This window comes from Intrasporangium calvum DSM 43043, from assembly GCF_000184685.1.
Taxonomy (GTDB): domain Bacteria; phylum Actinomycetota; class Actinomycetes; order Actinomycetales; family Dermatophilaceae; genus Intrasporangium; species Intrasporangium calvum.
In genome coordinates this window covers 739910-756777 of the sequence record NC_014830.1, presented here as the reverse complement: position 1 = coordinate 756777, position 16868 = coordinate 739910, and the positions used below count along the sequence as shown (strand labels likewise).

The following is a 16868-nucleotide window of genomic DNA, read 5'->3' as shown; positions in this document are numbered from 1 at the left end:
CCCTTACAGCTTCAGCAGGTTGGCGTCGTCGACGGAAGCCGACCGGCGGGCGCGGAAGATCGCCATGATGATGGCCAGCCCGACGACGACCTCAGCCGCGGCGACGACCATGACGAAGAGGGCCATGACCTGCCCGTCGAGGCCGCCGTGGATCCGCGAGAACGTCACCAGGGCAAGGTTGGTCGCGTTGAGCATCAGCTCGACGCCCATGAACACGATGATCGCGTTGCGCCGCATCAGCACGGTGGCCGTGCCGATGGAGAAGAGCACGATCGAGAGGTAGATGTAGTTCAACGGGCTCACTGGTCCACGTCCTTCTCAGCGATCGCGGTGTCCGTGGACTGCTCCGTGCTGGTCCCCGCACTGGTCCCCGCACTGGTCCCCGCACTGGTCCCGGAGGTGGTGGCCCCGGTCGTGGTGCCCCGCGCCGTGGACTCCTCGCCGCGGATCGAGCGACGGAGGTGGCGCTCGACGTCGAGGAACTCGTCGGGCCGGGCGACCTGCTCACGGGCCACGAGCACCCGGGACACCGACTTCTCGCTGGGCGTCCCGTCGGGCAGCAGCGCCGGCGTGTCGACCGCGTTGTGGCGGGCGTAGACGCCCGGCGCCGGGAGCCCGGCGACGAACTCGTTGTCGCGGACCCGTCTGGCCGCCCACTCGGCCTGGGTGAGCTTGGGGGCGATGCGCTCGCGGTGCGCGAGAACCATCGCGGCCAGAGCCGCGGTGATGAGCAGGGCCGAGGTCACCTCGAAGATCCAGACGTACTGGCCGAAGATGAGCTCGGCCATCCCGGTGATGTTGCCGGTCTGGGCATTGCTCGCCTCGAGCTTGTCGATCCCGGACTGCACCGTCGCCTCGTCGAAGGAGGCCGATCCGATCGTCGACGAGAGGAGGCCGATCAGGCCGACCGCGAGGATGATGGAGAGCCACCGGTGCCCCTTGATCGTCTCGACGAGCGAGTCGGACGAGTCGACCCCGACGAGCATGATCACGAAGAGGAAGAGCATCATCACGGCGCCCGTGTAGACGAACACCTGGACGACGCCGAGGAAGTCGGCCTTCTGCATCAGGTAGAAGACACCGAGGATCGTCATGGTGATGGCCATGCCGATGGCCGCGTGGACCGCCTTGCGTGCGAACACGAGCGCGAGCGCTGCGGCCACGGCGAGGGGTGCCAGCACCCAGAAGAATGCGGATTCAGTGCCGGAGGTCACGGGTTCGCCCCTTCCCGGGTCTGCGCAGCGGTCGGCGCAGTGGTGTGGACCACGTCGTGCTCGCCCGGCACGCTCGCGGCGATGTTGCCCGGCTCGTCGTGGGCCAGCGGGCTCTCGTCCACGACGACCCGTTCGTCGCGAGCGGCGACGTGGTCGCGCTGGGCGGCGGTCGGGCCGGTGACCTTGCCCTGGTAGTAGTCGCGCTCCTCCATGCCGTCGGCCATCGGGAAGGGCGGCGGGAGCATGCCCTCGTGGAGCGGCGCGAGCAGCTGGTCCTTGGTGAAGATCAGCTTGCCGCGGTCGTTGTCGGCGAGCTCGTAGAAGTTGGTCATCGTCAGGGCCCGCGTCGGGCAGGCCTCGATGCAGAGCCCGCAGAAGATGCACCGCAGGTAGTTGATCTGGTAGACGCGGCCGTAGCGCTCGCCCGGGCTGAACCGGCCCTTGCCGCCCTGCTCGAGGGGGGTGTCGTCGTTGTCGGCACCTTCGACCAGGATCGCGTCGGCCGGGCAGGCCCAGGCGCACAGCTCGCACCCGACGCACTTCTCGAGTCCGTCCGCGTGACGGTTGAGCTGGTGGCGGCCGTGGAACCGTGGCTGGGTCGGACGGGGCTTCTCGGGGTACTCCTCCGTCGCCACCTTCCGGAACATCGTCGAGAAGGACACGCCGAACCCCGCGACGGGCGCGAACATCTCGGCGAGGGCGCTCTTGCGCTTCCTGCCGTGGTCCTTGCTGACGCTCTCGTCAGCCATGGGTGTCCTCCTTGCCGGCGATGCCGTCGGTGGTGCTGGGAGCGGTGGGGTCGGTGGCGCTGCCCTGCACCGTGGCGCCCGTGCCGCCGGCTGGGCCGGCGAGCACGCGGTCGGCTCGGGCTGGCTCGCGCAGGCGCTGACCCGGCAGCGGCGGCACGGGGTAGCCGTCAGCGAAGGGGTCGATCTCCTCGGGCGGCGCCGTGTCGAGGGCAGCCCGCTTCGCATCGGCCCGGTCGCCCCAGACCCACGTGACGACGAGGGCGAGGACGGCGACGACGCTGATCAGGATGAGCGTCGCCCGGTTGAACACGAGACCGGCGATCGTGACGCTGTCGTCCCCGAGGAAGCCGAGCTGTGCGCCGCGGATGAACGCGACGGCGACGACCCAGGCCAGGGTGATCGGGATGAGGAACTTCCAGCCGAAGCGCATGAACTGGTCGTACCGGACACGGGGCAGCGTGCCGCGCAGCCAGACGAAGAACCACATGAAGAGCCACATCTTCACCGTGAACCACAGCAGGCCCCACCAGCCGCCGGCGAACATCCCGTCGCCGATCATCGAGATGAGCGGCGGCGCCGCGGGACCACCGAGGAACATCGTCGTGGCCAGCGCGGAGACGGTGAACATGTTGATGTACTCACCGAGGTAGAACATCGCGAAGGTCATCGCGGAGTACTCGGTGTGGAAGCCGCCGACGATCTCGCCTTCGCCCTCGGCCAGGTCGAAGGGGAGGCGATTGGTCTCACCGACCATGGTGATGACGTAGACGACGAAGCTGAAGAAAGCCGGCAGGACGTACCAGAGCGAGCTCTGGGAGGCGACGATCTGCGAGGTCGACATCGAGCCGCTGTAGAGGAAGACCGCGACGAGCGAGAGCCCCATGGCGATCTCGTACGAGATGACCTGGGCGGTGGAGCGCAGGCCGCCGAGGAGCGGGTAGGTCGAGCCGGAGCTCCACCCCGCGAGGACGATGCCGTAGACGCCGACGGAGGCGACGGCGAGCACGAGCAGCACCGCCACCGGCACGTCGGTCAGCTGCAGTGGGGTCTCGTGGCCGAAGAGCGAGACGACGCCGCCGAGCGGGATGATCGAGAACGACACGAAGGCCATCGTCGCCGTGATCAGGGCGGCAGCCCGGTAGATCACCTTCTCGGCGTTGGCCGGCGCGATGTCCTCCTTGAGCATCGACTTCAGGCCGTCGGCGAGCGTCTGGAGCAGACCGAAGGGGCCGTTGCGGTTGGGGCCCGGCCGCTGCTGCATCCGGCCGATGATGCGCCGCTCGAACCAGATGACGATCAGCGTGGAGATCAGCAGGTAGACGAAGATCAGCACCGCCTTGATCAGCGACAACCAGAGCGGGGTGTCGCTGAAGTCGGCCAACGGGTTCTCCGTCGCCGGCGGCGCCGAGACGAGGCCGTATGCCGCTGGGCTGAGTGTCATGCGACACCGTCCTTTGCGAGGTTGGCGGAGTCAGTGGCTGCGTCGCCCGCGGTCACGGAGACCCGACGGCCGGAGTCGGAGCCGAGCCCGGCACGGACCGAGACACCCAGGGAGCTCGTGGGAAGCCACACGACGCCGTCGACCATGCCTGCGGTGACGAGCGCCGGCACGGTCACACTGCCGCGGGGGCCGGTCACGGTGACGCTGCCGCCGTCCGGCACGCCGAGCCGCTCGGCCGATCCGGGCGACAGTCGGGCGGCCGGAGCCGGCGCCGTCCCGGCGAGGAAGGGCTCGCCGTCCTGCATCCGGCCGCGGTCGAGCAGGGTCGGCCAGGTGGCCAGGACGTAGTCGCCCAGCCCGTCACCGACCACGGGTGCCGTGGCGGCCTGCCCGGAGGCGGACACGCCCCGTGCCCCGGACCAGGGCCCGAGCGCCTCGAACTGCGCGTGGACCTGGTCCTTGGTGCGGGTTGCCAGGAAGTGGCCGAGCTCTCCGGCCAGCATGTCGAGGGCGCGGTGGTCGCTGACGTGGTTGGTGGTCAGGGCCTTCTCGAAGGAGCGGACCCGGCCTTCCCAGTTGACGTAGGAACCCTCCTTCTCGGCCTGGGCGGCCACGGGGAGGACGACGTCGGCGAGCTGGGTGACGGCCGACTCGCGGATCTCCAAGGAGATGACGAAGGCCTTCTCGAGGGCGTTGCGGGTATCCGCGAGGCCGAGGTCGGCCGGGTCGACGCCGCCGAGGACCAGGGCGTCCAGGTCCCCGGACGCGGCGGCGGCGATGATGCCGGCGGTGTCGCGGGCCGGAGCGTCCGGCAGCGAGCCGACGTCCCAGGCCGCGGCCACCTCGCGCCGGGCGGCAGCGTCGGTCGTCGGGCGGCCCCCCGGGAGGAGCGCGCCGAGCGCACCGGCCTCCAGGGCTCCGCGCTCACCGGCGCGCCGCGGGACCCAGGCGAGCCGGGCGCCGGTCTCGGCCGCGAGCTGGGCCACCGCGGCGAGGGCGCCGGGCGAGGTCGCCGCCCGCTCGCCGACGAGGATGATCCCGCCCTGAGCGAGCCCGTCCCGGGCGGCGCTGCCGACGTCACCGGCGCGCAGGTCGCGCAGGGTCGCGGCCTCCTGGCCGGGCACCGTCGGGATGAGGGTGCCACCCACCTTGGCGAGCCCGCGGGTGGGAACGGGCCCAGCGGCATACACCTTGGTCTTGTTGCGGCGGAACGCCTTGCGCAGCCGCAGGAAGACGATCGGGCTCTCGTCCTCGGGCTCGAACCCGACGAGGAGGACCGTGCCGGCCTTCTCGAGGTCGGCGTAGGTCACCGAGCCGCCGTCCGGCCCCGTCGCGGCGACGTGCTCCGCGAGGAACGCGACCTCCTCGGCCGAGTGCGGCCGCGAGCGGAAGTCGATGTCGTTGGTGCCGAGGGCGACCCGGGCGAACTTGCCGTAGGCGTAGGCGTCCTCGGTCGACACCCGACCGCCCACGAGCACACCGGCCCTGGCTCCGGCGAGACCGGCGGCAGCCGCAGCGAGGGCCTCCGGCCAACCGACCGCCTTGAGCTCACCGTTCGGCTGGCGCACCATCGGGAACTCGATGCGGTCGGGCTGCGTGGCGTAGGTGAAGGCCCAGCGGCCCTTGTCGCAGTTCCACTCCTCGTTGACCTCGGGGTCGCGCAGCGCCATCCGGCGCAGGACGACGCCCCGTCGATGGTCGGTGCGGATCGCGCACCCGCTCGCGCAGTGCTCGCAGACGGACGGCGTCGACACGAGGTCAAACGGCCGGCTCCGGAACCGGTAGGCGGCGCCGGTCAGCGCTCCGACCGGGCAGATCTGGACCGTGTTGCCGGAGAAGTAGCTCTCGAACGGCTGCTCCTCGTAGATGCCGACCTGCTGGAGGGCGCCGCGCTCGACCAGGGCGATGAACGGGTCGCCGGCGATCTGGTCGGAGAAGCGGGTGCAGCGGGCGCAGAGGACGCACCGCTCGCGGTCGAGGAGGACCTGCGACGAGATGTTGATGGGCTTCGGGTAGGTCCGCTTGACGTCCTCGAAGCGGGACACCGCCCGGCCGTTGCTCATCGCCTGGTTCTGCAGGGGGCACTCGCCGCCCTTGTCGCAGACCGGGCAGTCGAGCGGGTGGTTGATGAGGAGCAGCTCCATGACGCCCTGCTGCGCCTTGTCGGCCACGGGCGAGCTGTGCTGGGTGTTGACGACCATCCCCGGGGAGACCGTCATGGTGCACGAGGCCTGCGGCTTCGGCATGGCCCGCGGCACCCCCTCCTTGTCGGGAAGGGCGACGTCGACGAGGCACTGCCGGCAGGCGCCGACCGGCTCGAGGAGCGGGTGGTCGCAGAAGCGCGGGATCTCGATGCCGATCGTCTCGGCGGCCCGGATGACGAGGGTTCCCTTGGGGACGCTGACGTCGACTCCGTCGATCGTCAGGCCCACGAGGTCGGGGTTGGCCGGACCTCCCGCGGCCGCCCCCGACGAGGAAGCAGCGGACGAGGCGGCACTGGTCGAGGTGGCGGTCATGCGGTCACCATCCCGCTGGACTCCTTGGTCTGGACGTCGAAGAGGACCGACCTCCCCGGCGGGAAGAGCTCGTGGGCCGGCGTGTGCATGCCTGCCTCGAACTCCTCGCGGAAGTACTTGACGGCCGAGGTGATCGGGCTCGTCGCCGCGTCACCGAGGGCGCAGAAGCTGCGGCCGAGGATGTTGTCGCAGATGTCGACGAGCTTGTCGATGTCGTCCTGCGTCCCCTTGCCGTTCTCGATGCGGTTCATGATCTGGCGCAGCCACCACGTGCCCTCACGGCACGGCGTGCACTTCCCGCAGGACTCGTGGGCGTAGAAGTCGGTCCAGCGCGACACCGCGCGGACGACGGACACGGTCTCGTCGAAGACCTGCAGGGCCCGGGTGCCGAGCATCGAACCGGCTGCGGCGACCGAGTCGAAGTCGAGCGGCACGTCGAGGTGCTCCTCGGTGAAGATCGGCGTCGACGAGCCACCCGGCGTCCAGAACTTCAGCCGGTGCCCCTGGCGCATCCCACCGGCCAGCTCGATCAGCTCGCGCATCGTGATGCCGAGCGGCGCCTCGAACTGACCGGGGTGGGTAACGTGGCCGGAGAGGCTGAAGATGCCGAAGCCGGTGGACTTCTCGGTGCCCATGCCCTTGAACCAGTCCGGACCGCGCAGGATGATCCCCGGCACGGAGGCGATGGACTCGACGTTGTTGACGGAGGTCGGCCGGGCGTAGAGGCCGGCGGCCCCGGGGAACGGCGGCTTGAGCCGCGGCTGGCCCCGTCGGCCCTCGAGGGAGTCGAGCAGGGCCGTCTCCTCACCACAGATGTAGGCGCCCGCGCCGGCGTGGACGGTGATGTTCACCTTGACGCCCTTGCCTCCGACGTCGTCACCGAGGTAGCCGGCCGCGCGGGCCTCCTCGACGGCTCGCAGCAGGCGACGGTAGACGTGGACGACCTCGCCGCGCAGGTAGATGAAGGCGTGCTCGCACCCGATCGCGTAGGAGCTGATGATGGCCCCCTCGATCAGCGCGTGCGGGTTGGCCATCATGAGCGGGATGTCCTTGCAGGTGCCCGGCTCGGACTCGTCGGCGTTGACGACGAGGTAGCGGGGCCCGCCGTCGGGCGGGCTCATGAACGACCACTTCAGACCCGTCGGGAACCCGGCCCCGCCGCGCCCCCGGATGCTCGAGTCCTTGACCGCTCCGAGGACGTCGGCGGGCGCCATGTCGAGGGCCTTGCGCAGCGCGCGGTAGCCGTCGTTGCGCTCGTAGGTGGCGAGGGTCCAGGACTCGGGCGCGTCCCAGAACTTCGTGAGGATCGGAGTCAGCGTGTCAGTCACTTCGAGCCGTCCTTGCCATCCGTCGGAGTGTCGCCGGACGAGTCGCTCTCGTCGCCGGGGGCCGTCCAGCCGTGCTCCTTGGCGATGCGCAGACCGAGCAGGGAGGCCGGTCCGGCGCCGGGCCCCTGGTCGGCGAGACCGTCGTGGAAGCCGGCGAGGACGCGGGAGACCTGCTTGAAGGTGCAGACCCGGTCGGGCCCGCGGGTCGGGCGAACGTCCTTGCCCTCGCGGAGGTCGTCGACGAGCTGGACCGTGCTGTCCGGGGTCTGGTTGTCGAAGAACTCCCAGTTGGTCATGACGACCGGGGCGTAGTCGCACGCCGCGTTGCACTCGATCCGCTCGAGCGTGATCTTGCCGTCCGCGGTCGTCTCGTCGTGCCCGATCCCGAGGTGCTCGGCGACGGTGTCGAAGATCTGGTCGCCGCCCATGACGGCGCAGAGGGTGTTCGTGCACACGCCGACGGTGTACTCGCCGTTGGGGTGGCGCTTGAACTGCGTGTAGAACGTGGCGACGCCGCTGACCTCGGCCTCGGTGAGGTCGAGCAGCTCCGCACAGAGCGAGACCCCCCGGCCGGTGACGTAGCCGTCGACCGACTGGACGAGGTGCAGCAGCGGCAGGAGCGCGGAGCGCTTCTGCGGGTAGCGGGCGATGACCTCGGCCGCGTCGACCCGCAGCTGCTCGAGCACCTCCGGGGCGTAGGGCTCCTTGGACTCCGGCCGCAGGTGCAGGTGCCCCGAGGCGTGGGAGGTGTCGTTGCCGCTCATGCGTTGTCCTTTCGCGCGATGGCGAGCGTCCCGGTCCGCGCGCTCTGGCGCTCGCTGCGAGCCTCACAGCCTGCCGTGCTCATCGGTCCACTCCCCCCATCACGGGGTCGATCGAGGCCACGGCGACGATGACGTCGCCGAGCTGGCCGCCCTCGCACAGCGCCGCGACCGCCTGCAGGTTGTTGAAGCTCGGGTCCCGGAAGTGGGCCCGGTAGGGGCGGGTGCCGCCGTCGGAGACGAGGTGGCACCCCAGCTCGCCCTTGGCGGACTCGACCGCGACGTAGGCCTGGCCCGGCGGAACCCGGAAGCCCTCGGTCACCAGCTTGAAGTGGTGGATCAGCGACTCCATCGAGGTGCCCATGATCTCGCGGATGTGGTCGAGGCTGTTGCCGAGGCCGTCGCCGCCGAGGGCCAGCTGCGCCGGCCAGGCGATCTTCTTGTCCGCGACCATGACGGCGCCCTGGCTGCCCTCGGTCGCCTGGAGCCGGTCGGTGCACTGCTCGACGATCCGGAGCGACTCGTACATCTCGTCCAGACGGATGCGCATGCGCCCGTAGGAGTCCGAGCTGGTCCTGGTGATGACGTCGAAGTCGTAGGTCTCGTAGCCGCAGTAGGGCGCGGACTTGCGCAGGTCGTGCGGCAGGCCGGTCGACCGGAGCATGGGCCCGGTGACGCCGAGCGCCATGCACGCGGCCAGGCTGAGGACGCCGACGTCGACCATGCGGCCCTTGACGATCGGGTTCTCGTTGACGAGCGCCTCGAGCTCGCCGATGCCGCGGCGCAGCTCCGGCACCATCTCGCGCAGTGCGTCGATGGCGCCCGGGGGCAGGTCCTGAGCGACGCCGCCGGGACGGATGTACGCGTTGTTCATCCGCAGACCGGTGACCATCTCGAAGATGCGCAGGATCCGCTCGCGCTCCCGGAAGCCGACGGTCATGACCGTCGTCGCACCCATCTCCATGCCGCCGGTGCCGATGCAGACCAGGTGAGAGCTGATGCGGGTCAGCTCCATCATCAGGACCCGCAGCACGCTGGCCCGCTCGGGGATGTCGTCGGTGATCCCGAGGAGCTTCTCGATGGCGAGGCAGTAGGCCGTCTCCTGGAACATCGGCGTCAGGTAGTCCATCCGCGTGCAGAACGTGACGCCCTGCACCCAGGTGCGGTACTCCATGTTCTTCTCGATGCCGGTGTGGAGGTAGCCGACCCCGGCCCGGGCCTCGGTGACGGTCTCGCCGTCGAGCTCGAGGATGAGCCGGAGAACCCCGTGGGTCGAGGGGTGCTGCGGACCCATGTTGACGACGATCCGCTCCTCGTGGAGGGCGGTGGCCTCGTCGACGAGGTCGTCCCAGTCACCGCCCCCGGCGTTGAAGACCGGGGCGTCGCCGGCGGCGGCCTCGTCGGCCGACGTCGTGGCGTAGGGGTCGCCCCCGAGTCGGGGGTCGAGCCCCGGGCTCGTGCCGTGGACCGTCTCGTCGTCCCCGGTGTGGGTGTGGGTGTGGGTGCTCATCAGTTGTACGACCTCCGCTGGTCCGGCGGGGGGACCGTCGCGCCCTTGTACTCGACGGGGATGCCGCCGAGGGGATAGTCCTTGCGCTGGGGGTGGCCCGGCCAGTCGTCGGGCATGAGGACCCGCGTCAGGGCCGGGTGACCGTCGAACTCGATCCCGAACATGTCCCACGTCTCGCGCTCGTGCCAGTCGTTGGCCGGGTAGACCTCGACGATCGAGGGGATGTGGCGGTCCTCCTCGGGGCAGGACACCTCGACGCGGATGCGCCGGCTCCCGTGCGTGATCGACAGGAAGTGGTAGACGGCGTGGAGCTCCTCGCCGACCCGGTCCGGGTAGTGGACGCCGGACACCCCGGTGCAGATCTCGAACCGGAGGGCGGGGTCGTCGCGCAGCGCCCGCGCCACGGCCACCAGGTGCTCGCGGTGGACGTTGATCGTCATCTCGCCGCGGTCGATGACGACCGCCGCGACCGCTTCGCCGAACGAGGCGCTCCCACCGACGAGGGCCCGCTCGAGCGCGTCGGCGACCTCGTCGAAGAAGCTGCCGTAGGGACGCGACGTCTCCCCCGCGACGAGCACGGGTCGACGGAGCAGGCCGTAGCCGGAGGTGTCCCCGCCCTGCTTCGCCCCGAACATGCCCTGCCGGTAGCCGACGACCTTCGGCGTCGTCTCGCCCGGCTCGACATCGGCGCCGGCGCCCTGCACCAGCTCGATCTCGCCGGGGGTCAGGCCACTCTCCTGCGTCTTCTCGAGGCCCTTCGCCACATCGGGCTTGCCCGCGTCGCTCGTCGGTGCGTCGTTCTTCACCACGTCGTCGCTCATGCGAGCAGCCCCTTCATCTGGTGGGTGGGCGTCGCCTGCAGGGCGGCCTCCTCAGCGGCGCGGGCAGCGGCCACGCGGTTGACGCCGAGCGGCGTGCTCTGGACCTGCTTGTGCAGCTCGATGATCGCGTTGAGCAGCATCTGCGGGCGGGGCGGGCAGCCGGGCAGGTAGATGTCGACCGGGATGATGTGGTCGACGCCCTGGACGATGGCGTAGTTGTTGAACATCCCACCGGAGCTCGCGCAGACGCCCATCGAGATGACCCACTTCGGGTTGGGCATCTGGTCGTAGACCTGGCGCACGACGGGCGCCATCTTCTGGCTGACGCGACCGGCGACGATCATCAGGTCGGCCTGCCGCGGGGTGGCCGAGAACCGCTCCATGCCGAACCGGGCGATGTCATAGTCCGGTGTGCCGACGGCCATCATCTCGATCGCGCAGCAGGCGAGGCCGAAGGTCACCGGCCACATCGACGCCTTGCGCATGTAGCCGGCGAGCCCTTCGACGGTCGAGAGCAGGAATCCGGCTGGCAGCTTCTCTTCGATTCCCATGGTTTCTCCTAAGTCCTTCGTGCTCGCTCTGGCGCGGCCAGGTCCACTCGGTGCTCCACTTGGTGCTCCACTCTGCGGCCCACCGACTCGCTCAGTCCCACTCGAGGCCACCGCGGCGCCACACGTACGCGTACGCGACGAACACGGTGAGGATGAACAGGACCATCTCGACCAGGGCGAACAGGCCGAGCCGGTTGAACGCGACGGCGAAGGGATAGAGGAAGACCGACTCGATGTCGAAGATGATGAAGAGCATCGCCGTCAGGTAGTACTTGATCGGCACGCGCCCGCCGCCGGCGGGGTGGGGTGACGGCTGGATCCCGCACTCGTACGCCTCGAGCTTGGCCCGGTTGTAGCGTTTCGGCCCGACGACGAGCGAGGCGCCCACGGACAACGCAGCGAAGGCGAAGCCGAGCCCCAGCATGAACAGGATCGGGACGTACGGGTTCATCCTCGGTCACATGCCTTTCGATCGTGGCAGCGGTGGCGGTCGCGGCCACCGTGCCTGACAGTGCTCGGCGCACCCATCCTAGGGGGGTCCGAGTCGATTGTGCCCGGGGTCACAAGGTCCACCCCACCCGGGGGCGAGCGGCGGCCCGGGAAGCCGGCCCAGCGGCATACGACGGGGCTCGGGTCATGCGTCCGGCGCGATCTTCGACAGGGCGTTGATGATGCGGTCGCTCGCACCCTTGCCACCGGGTTCGGCCAGGTTGGCCATGATCTTCAGGAGGAACTTCATCAGCGTCGTGCGCGGCAGGCCGTACTTCGTCGCGAGCCGCATCACCTCGGGGTTGCCGATGATCGTCGCGAAGTGCCGGCCGAGGGTGTAGTAGCCGCCGAGGTCCTGCTTCATCCGCGTGTTGTACGACTGGAGCACGCGCTCCCGGCTCGCGGCGTCGGCGCGGGCGAAGGCGTGCGCGGCCACCTCGGCCGCGGTCCGCCCGGACTCCATGGCTTAGGCGATGCCCTCGCCGTTGAACGGGTTGACCATCCCGCCGGAGTCGCCGACGAGCAGCAGCCCGTCGGCGTAGTGCGGCTGCCGGTTGAAGCCCATCGGCAGCGCGGCCCCACGGATCGGCTGCGTCATCGTCTCGTCGTTGTAGGTCCACTCCTCGGGCATCGTCGCCACCCAGCGACGCATGACGTCCTTGTAGTCGACGTTGCCGAAGGCCTTGGACGTGTTGAGGATGCCGAGGCCGACGTTGCTCGTGCCGTCGCCGACGCCGAAGATCCAGCCATAGCCGGGCAGCAGGACGTCCTTGCCGGACGGGTCCTTGGCCCACAGCTCGAGCCAGGACTCGAGGTAGTCGTCGTTGGTGCGCGGGCTCGTGTAGTAGGTGCGGACGGCCACGCCCATCGGGCGGTCGTCGCGCTTCTCGCGGCCCATCGCGAGGGAGAGGCGGCTGGAGTTGCCGTCTGCGGCGATGACGAGCGGCGCGCGGTACTCGTGGGTCTCCCCCGTCGCGCGCCCGCTCTCGTCGACGGACTTCGCGGTGACGCCGACGATCGCGCCGCGGGCGTCGGTGATCGGGGCGGAGACGTTGCAGCCCTGGACCAGGCGGGCGCCGTTCTTGACGGCGTGCTGGGCGAGGATGTCGTCGAAGTCCATCCGGGTGCGGACGAGACCATAGGGCGGGAACGCGGAGCTCTCCGGCCAGTCGAGCTGGAGTCGCATGCCGGCACCGATGATGCGCAGCCCCTTGTTGCGGATCCAGCCGTCCGACTCGGGGGTCGGGATGCCCAGGTTGACCAGCTCACGGACCGCCCGGGGGGTCAGTCCGTCGCCGCAGACCTTCTCGCGGGGGAAGTACGTCTTCTCGAGGAGGAGCACGTCGATGCCCGCCATCGCGAGGTAGGCGGCGGTGGCAGATCCTCCGGGACCGGCTCCGACGACGATGACGTCAGCCGTGTCGACATTCGTAGTGCTCATGGCTCCCTGCAGGTTCCGAATGCTTGCGCGCGCTGCTTGTGAATCAGTTCACGAACTCCGGATCACCCTACTCCGGACCGCTCGACGTTGTCAGATAAGGCATCCCTAACTAACGCTTCACCGCGGTGTGGAGGGCGACGATGCCACCGGTGAGGTTCTGCCAGCCGACACTCGACCACCCGGCCTGCTCGATGCGGCGGGCGAGCTCGCCCTGCGGCGGCCAGTCCCGGATCGACTCGGCGAGGTAGACGTAGGACTCGGCATTGCTCCCGGTGCGACGGGCGATCGCCGGCAGCAGCCGCAGGACGACGTTGCCGTAGGCGCCCCGGACCACCCGGTTGACCGGCTGGCTGAACTCGCAGACGACGAGGCGGCCGCCCGGCTTCGCGACCCGGAGGAACTCCCGGAGCGCCGCGTCGGTGTCCGAGACGTTGCGCAGCCCGTAGCTCATCGTCACGACGTCGAAGCTCGCATCGGCGAACGGCAGGCTCATCGCGTCGGCCGCCGTGAACGCCATGTCGGGCCTGCGCCGCCGCCCCACGCGCAGCATGCCGAGGCTGAAGTCGGCCGGCACGACCTCGATCTCCCGGTCGGCCCACGGCTCGCTCGACGTGCCGGTGCCGGCGGCGATGTCGAGGATGCGCTCCCCCCGCTTCGCCCCGACGGCCTTGACGACCGCGCGCCGCCACAGCCGGTCGACCCCCGCGGTCATGACGTCGTTGGTGACGTCGTACTTCTCGGCGACGGTGTCGAACATCGACGCGACGTCGACCGGCTTCTTGTCGAGCTGGGCGCGAGTCATGGTCCCATCCTCCCATCCTCTCCGGGAACCGGTGTGGCGCTGGTCGCACCGGCCCGCGACGATGGCGGCGGCGGCGCTCGCACGGTCGTAGAGTTGCGGGCGATGTCATCACTTCCCGCCCCCGAGGCACCGGCCGCAGCGACCGCCCCCGCGGTCATCGTGCGGACCGTGCTGTTCGACTCCGAGGAGTCGCTGCTCGCCTACCTGCCCGCAGTGGCAGCGGACGGTGAGCCGGAGTCGGTCGTCTCCTGGGTCCGTCGCGGCGACGGCCTCGTCGGCTGGGGCACCGCGCTCGACTTCTCCGCAGCCGGGGCGGGCCGGTTCCGCGAGGCGGAGGCCTGGTGGCGCGCCGTCGCGTCCAGGGCGGTCGTCCGCGACGAGGTCGGGGTGCCGGGCACGGGGCTCGTCTGCTTCGGCTCCTTCCCCTTCGCCGACGACTCCGCCGACGCGGCCCGTCTCGTCGTCCCGACGACGATCGTCGGCCGTCGCGACGGTCAGACCTGGTTGACCACGGTGTCCCTCGCGGCGCACCTGCACCCCATCGAGCCGCCTTCTCCGGCAGCCGAACCGGCGCCGCCGGTCGGGGTGACCTTCGCCGACGGCTCCGTCTCGCCGAGCGACTACGCCCACGCCGTGGCCGAGGCGGTGCGACGGATCAGCTCCGGCGCGCTCGACAAGGTCGTCCTCGCGCGCGACCTCATCGCCACCGCCCGCGAGCCGATCGACCCCAGGTTCGTCCTGCGGCGCCTCGCCGAGCGCTACGAGAACACCTGGGTCTTCGCGGTGTCGGGCCTGCTCGGCGCCACCCCGGAGCTGCTCGTCCGCCGCGACCAGGGGCTGATCACCTCACGCGTCCTCGCGGGCACGATCCGCCGGACCGGCGACGACGAGGCCGACCTCGCGCTCGCCGCCTCCCTGGCCCGGTCGTCCAAGGACCTCGAGGAGCACGAGTACGCCGTCCGCTCGGTCGCCGACGCCCTCGCCCCCCACTCCTCCTCGATGAACGTGCCGGAGGCGCCGTTCGTCCTCCATCTGCCCAACGTCATGCACCTCGCGACCGACGTCGCCGCGGTCAGCGCGGACGACGCGTCGTCGCTGACCCTCGCCGCCTCGCTGCACCCGTCGGCGGCAGTGGGCGGCACCCCGACGGCGGAGGCGGTGGCGCTCATCGGCGAGCTCGAGAACATGGACCGGGGCCGCTACGCCGGGCCGGTGGGGTGGATGGACGCCCACGGTGACGGCGCCTGGGGCATCGCCCTGCGCAGCGGCGCGATCCTCCCCGACGACCCCACGACGATCCGGCTCTACGCGGGGTGCGGGATCGTCGCCGGCTCCGACCCCGAGTCCGAGGTCGCCGAGTCGAACGCCAAGCTCATCCCGATGCGTGACGCGCTGACGAGCAGCTGACGTGGCCGTATGCCGCTGAGCTCGCTCCCAGCCCCAGGTGCCCACGGCCTGTCGCTCGCTCTCCTGCAGGCGCTGTGGTCCGGCGGAGTGCGTGAGTTCGTGCTCGCTCCCGGGTCTCGCTCCGCGCCCCTCGCGCTCGCCCTCCACCGGGCCGACGCGGTCGGTGACGTGCGCCTGCACGTCCGCGTCGACGAGCGCTCGGCCGGCTTCCTCGCCCTCGGCCTGGCCAAGGGGTCCCGGCGCCCGGTCGCGGTCGTCACCACCTCCGGCACGGCCGTGGGCAACCTGCTGCCGGCCGTGATGGAGGCGCACCACACGGGGGTTCCCCTCGTCGTCGTCTCCGCGGACCGGCCCGAGCGGCTGCGCGGGACGGGGGCGAACCAGACCACGCTCCAGGCGGGCATCTTCGGGCCCTTCGCGGCCTGCCACGACCTGAGGTCGAGCGACTCACCGGAAGCCCTTGCGGCAGCGGCCGGTTCGGCCTGCGTTGCGGCCGGCCCCACCCAGCTGAACCTCCAGCTCGACGGTGACCTCATGCCTTCCGAAGCCGACCCGGCGACCTGGTGGTCCCGCCCCGCAGCCGCCCCCGCACCACACCCCGCGTCGAGTGTGCAGAACCTGCCGGCCCGCATCCCCTCCCAGCCGGTCGAGCTCACGACCGGGCCTCGGACCGTCGTGGTCGCGGGTGACGACGCCGGCCCCGCGGCGTGCCTCCTCGCGGAGGCCGGGAACTGGCCGCTCCTCGCCGAGCCGACGTCCGGGGCTCGCGTCGGTCGGCAGGCGATCCGCGCCTACCGCCTCCTGCTCGGCGGGCCCCTGCGCGCAGAGATCGACCGCGTCATCGTCATCGGCCACCCGACCCTCTCGCGCCCCGTCACGAGCCTCATCAGCGACCCGACACTTGAGGTCCTGGCCGTCCGCGACCGGTCGGGGACGGCGACGGATCCCGGACGGGTGGCCCGCGTCCTCGACGCGGTCCCCACGCTCGCGGACTCCCCCACCCCGTCGAGTGTCCAGAACGGGTCGGACTGGTTCGACCGATGGCGGGCGGCCGACGACGCTCTGTCCGCCCGGATCGACGCCTACATCGCGCAGCGACCCGGCAGCCCGTTGGCCCTCGCCGCCGTCGTCGCCGACGCGGTCACCCCCCACACCTCGCTCGTCCTCGGCTCGTCGAACGTCATCCGAGACCTCGACGTGATGGCCACGCCGTGGACACCCCACGAGCACCGGTTCGTCGTCGGCAACCGCGGACTGGCGGGCATCGACGGCACGGTCTCGACCGCGGTCGGCATCGCCCTCGGCCGTCCGGGTGCATCCCGCACCATCGCCTACCTGGGCGATCTGACCTTCCTGCACGACACCAACGGCCTGCTCATCGGGCCGGACGAGCCTCGCCCCGACATCACCTTCGTGGTCCTCAACGACGACGGCGGGGCGATCTTCGCCGGCCTCGAGCAGGGCGGCACGCCCTACGAGTCGGCCTTCGAGCGGGTCTTCGGCACGCCGCACGGCACCGACCTCGCCGCTCTGTGCCGGGCGCACGGCATCGAGCACGAGACGATCACCGAGCCGGAGCGGCTGGCCACGGCCCTGCGCAGCGAGCCCAGCGGCATACGCCTCATCGAGGTGCCGGTCTCGCGGGCCGACCGCCGAGCGGAAGCCGAGCGCCTGCGCGAGCTCGCCCGGCCTGAATAGGGCCTGTTACAGAAGCGTCGTAGCCAGGCATCGAGCATCGCGACATCGACAGTGGCAGCCAACCGGACGGAGCGTTTGTCGTAGCGGGTGGCAAGACCTGTGTGCGTCGCGATACTCGATAACGGGCTACGACGGCTTTC

16 protein-coding genes are annotated in these 16868 nt (G+C 70.7%); 2 read left to right on the top strand and 14 right to left on the bottom strand.

The window, feature by feature from the left end; genetic code table 11:
• Window positions 1–3 precede the first annotated feature (3 nt).
• From nuoK to INTCA_RS03455, 14 genes are all read right to left on the bottom strand, one after another.
• Window positions 4–303 carry an NADH-quinone oxidoreductase subunit NuoK gene (gene nuoK / locus INTCA_RS03515; protein WP_013491560.1) on the bottom strand — a complete coding sequence of 100 codons (300 nt, stop codon included), beginning with the start codon at window positions 301–303 and terminating at the stop codon, window positions 4–6.
• Complete coding sequence (locus INTCA_RS03510; protein ID WP_013491559.1) at window positions 300–1214, bottom strand: NADH-quinone oxidoreductase subunit J; 915 nt, start codon at window positions 1212–1214, stop codon at window positions 300–302. Before INTCA_RS03510 ends, nuoK begins: the two co-directional genes overlap by 4 nt.
• Window positions 1211–1963 (bottom strand): NADH-quinone oxidoreductase subunit NuoI, encoded by a 753-nt coding sequence (nuoI, locus tag INTCA_RS03505; protein WP_013491558.1) that lies wholly within the window; start codon window positions 1961–1963, stop codon window positions 1211–1213. Before nuoI ends, INTCA_RS03510 begins: the two co-directional genes overlap by 4 nt.
• Window positions 1956–3404, bottom strand: coding sequence for an NADH-quinone oxidoreductase subunit NuoH (gene nuoH / locus INTCA_RS03500; RefSeq protein ID WP_013491557.1), 1449 nt, complete (start codon window positions 3402–3404; stop codon window positions 1956–1958). The genes nuoI and nuoH overlap by 8 nt, the downstream gene beginning before the upstream one ends.
• Window positions 3401–5920, bottom strand: a complete 2520-nt coding sequence (locus INTCA_RS03495) for an NADH-quinone oxidoreductase subunit G (RefSeq protein WP_013491556.1) — start codon at window positions 5918–5920, stop codon at window positions 3401–3403. Before INTCA_RS03495 ends, nuoH begins: the two co-directional genes overlap by 4 nt.
• Entirely contained in the window at window positions 5917–7248 is a 1332-nt protein-coding gene (gene nuoF, locus INTCA_RS03490) for an NADH-quinone oxidoreductase subunit NuoF (RefSeq protein ID WP_013491555.1), read from the bottom strand. The genes INTCA_RS03495 and nuoF overlap by 4 nt, the downstream gene beginning before the upstream one ends.
• A complete protein-coding gene (gene nuoE, locus INTCA_RS03485; protein ID WP_013491554.1) occupies window positions 7245–8012 on the bottom strand; it encodes an NADH-quinone oxidoreductase subunit NuoE in 768 nt (255 codons plus the stop codon). The genes nuoF and nuoE overlap by 4 nt, the downstream gene beginning before the upstream one ends.
• A gap of 79 nt (window positions 8013–8091) precedes the next feature.
• Complete coding sequence (locus INTCA_RS03480) at window positions 8092–9519, bottom strand: NADH-quinone oxidoreductase subunit D (protein WP_013491553.1); 1428 nt, start codon at window positions 9517–9519, stop codon at window positions 8092–8094.
• Window positions 9519–10340 (bottom strand): NADH-quinone oxidoreductase subunit C, encoded by an 822-nt coding sequence (locus INTCA_RS03475; protein WP_013491552.1) that lies wholly within the window; start codon window positions 10338–10340, stop codon window positions 9519–9521. The genes INTCA_RS03480 and INTCA_RS03475 overlap by 1 nt, the downstream gene beginning before the upstream one ends.
• Window positions 10337–10891: a NuoB/complex I 20 kDa subunit family protein gene (locus tag INTCA_RS03470; RefSeq protein WP_013491551.1), complete on the bottom strand. Its 555-nt coding sequence runs from the start codon at window positions 10889–10891 to the stop codon at window positions 10337–10339. Before INTCA_RS03470 ends, INTCA_RS03475 begins: the two co-directional genes overlap by 4 nt.
• Window positions 10892–10982: 91 nt before the next feature.
• Window positions 10983–11342 (bottom strand): NADH-quinone oxidoreductase subunit A, encoded by a 360-nt coding sequence (locus tag INTCA_RS03465; protein ID WP_013491550.1) that lies wholly within the window; start codon window positions 11340–11342, stop codon window positions 10983–10985.
• Between the two features lie 183 nt (window positions 11343–11525).
• On the bottom strand, window positions 11526–11843 hold the full coding sequence (locus INTCA_RS20520; RefSeq protein ID WP_342341439.1) for a hypothetical protein: 318 nt from the start codon (window positions 11841–11843) through the stop codon (window positions 11526–11528).
• 3 nt (window positions 11844–11846) lie between these two features.
• The gene (locus tag INTCA_RS03460; protein ID WP_342341438.1) at window positions 11847–12821 is read right to left on the bottom strand and encodes a geranylgeranyl reductase family protein; all 975 of its coding nucleotides are present in this window, start codon (window positions 12819–12821) and stop codon (window positions 11847–11849) included.
• Between the two features lie 109 nt (window positions 12822–12930).
• A complete protein-coding gene (locus INTCA_RS03455) occupies window positions 12931–13623 on the bottom strand; it encodes a demethylmenaquinone methyltransferase (protein WP_013491549.1) in 693 nt (230 codons plus the stop codon).
• 102 nt (window positions 13624–13725) lie between these two features.
• On the opposite strand from INTCA_RS03455, the gene INTCA_RS03450 reads away from it, so the two are divergent.
• Window positions 13726–15030: an isochorismate synthase gene (locus tag INTCA_RS03450; protein ID WP_013491548.1), complete on the top strand. Its 1305-nt coding sequence runs from the start codon at window positions 13726–13728 to the stop codon at window positions 15028–15030.
• Between the two features lie 9 nt (window positions 15031–15039).
• Complete coding sequence (gene menD / locus INTCA_RS03445) at window positions 15040–16728, top strand: 2-succinyl-5-enolpyruvyl-6-hydroxy-3-cyclohexene-1-carboxylic-acid synthase (protein WP_013491547.1); 1689 nt, start codon at window positions 15040–15042, stop codon at window positions 16726–16728.
• Window positions 16729–16868 lie beyond the last annotated feature (140 nt).